Below are 1,419 nucleotides of genomic sequence, written 5' to 3'. Positions count from 1 at the left end.
TTGAAGGCATGTTAGAGTTTGGGGCATGTCGAGTCCCGAATCAGACAGGTCAGGGGTTGTCGGTCACACCGCCAGCCCCTTGAACCACTAGTTACGACGCCCACGATCTGTGTGGGCGTATGTCTGGCGTACCCGGGGCGCTGGCCGTGGTGACAAGAAGAACCATTTCTTGATCTCACACCTCGGAGTACTCGATGCCTTTTGCCCTCTACATGCTTGCCCTGGCGGTCTTCGTCATGGGCACTTCAGAATTCATGCTCGCGGGATTGCTCCCCGCGATCGCGACCGAACTTGACGTCTCGGTCGGCACTGCGGGCCTGCTGACCTCCGCATTCGCAGTCGGTATGGTCGTCGGCGCGCCAGTGATGGCGGCATTCGCTCGCCGTTGGCCACCGCGGCTCACATTGATCGTTTGCCTTCTCGTGTTCGCGGGAAGCCACGTCATCGGAGCGATGACACCAGTGTTCTCTCTCCTGCTCATCACCCGGGTGCTCAGCGCTCTCGCAAACGCAGGATTCCTCGCCGTAGCACTGAGCACGGCCACTACCCTCGTGCCAGCGAACCAGAAGGGGCGTGCACTGTCGATCCTGCTCTCCGGCACGACGATCGCAACCGTCGTGGGCGTCCCCGCCGGGGCACTGCTCGGCACAGCGCTGGGCTGGCGAACGACGTTCTGGGCGATCGCCATCCTCTGTATTCCCGCGGCCGTTGGAGTCATTCGTGGCGTCACGAACAATGTTGGTCGGAGCGAGACTAGCGCGACCTCACCAAGGCTCCGTGTCGAGCTCAGCCAGTTGGCGACGCCGCGGCTCATCCTGGCCATGGCACTCGGAGCGCTGATCAACGGAGGGACCTTTGCGGCATTCACCTTCCTGGCACCCATCGTGACCGAGACCGCGGGCTTGGCCGAAGCGTGGGTGTCCGTCGCGCTGGTGATGTTCGGCATCGGATCGTTCCTTGGCGTCACGATCGCAGGACGACTATCAGATCAACGACCTGGCCTCGTGCTCGCAGTCGGCGGACCGCTATTGCTGACAGGCTGGATCGTGTTGGCAGTGGTCGCATCTCATCCCGTTGCGCTTATCGTCCTCGTCCTCGTTCAGGGATTCCTGTCGTTCGGCGTCGGCAGTACTCTGATCACGCGTGTGCTGTATGCAGCATCGGGTGCGCCAACGATGGGCGGTTCGTACGCAACCGCAGCATTGAATATCGGAGCTGCAGCGGGGCCCGTGCTTGGTGCGCTCGGGCTCGCGACCGGGCTGGGGCTGCTCGCGCCGGTTTGGGTCGCTTCGGTGCTGACAGCGATCGCTCTCGTCATCATGCTTCTCACCAGACGCGCGCTTACGAAGACCGCGGCGGAGGCCAATTGATGACCCATCCGAACGCTCTTCTCACTCCTCGTGCCCGTCTCCGGTTAGC

General features: G+C 62.6%; 2 protein-coding genes. Both read left to right on the top strand.

Annotated features, from left to right (window positions below):
- The first annotated feature begins 119 nt into the window (after positions 1-119).
- On the top strand, positions 120-173 hold the full coding sequence (locus QP981_RS11260) for a chloramphenicol resistance leader peptide (protein ID WP_011113070.1): 54 nt from the start codon (positions 120-122) through the stop codon (positions 171-173).
- Positions 174-194: 21 nt separating this feature from the next.
- Positions 195-1,370 carry a chloramphenicol efflux MFS transporter Cmx gene (gene cmx, locus QP981_RS11135; RefSeq protein ID WP_005297378.1) on the top strand — a complete coding sequence of 392 codons (1,176 nt, stop codon included), beginning with the start codon at positions 195-197 and terminating at the stop codon, positions 1,368-1,370.
- The last annotated feature ends 49 nt before the right edge of the window (positions 1,371-1,419 follow it).

Source organism: Corynebacterium sp. MSK047 (genome assembly GCF_030232285.1).
Classification (GTDB): Bacteria; Actinomycetota; Actinomycetes; order Mycobacteriales; family Mycobacteriaceae; genus Corynebacterium; species Corynebacterium jeikeium_D.
Note: the sequence above shows the minus strand (reverse complement) of the source record. Positions and strands in the feature narration are given on the sequence as shown.

What these genes read in the sequence shown, in the direction of transcription:
- cmx (WP_005297378.1), top strand. Translation starts at nt 195, where the DNA reads ATGCCTTTTGCCCTCTACATGCTTGCCCTGGCGGTCTTCGTCATGGGC.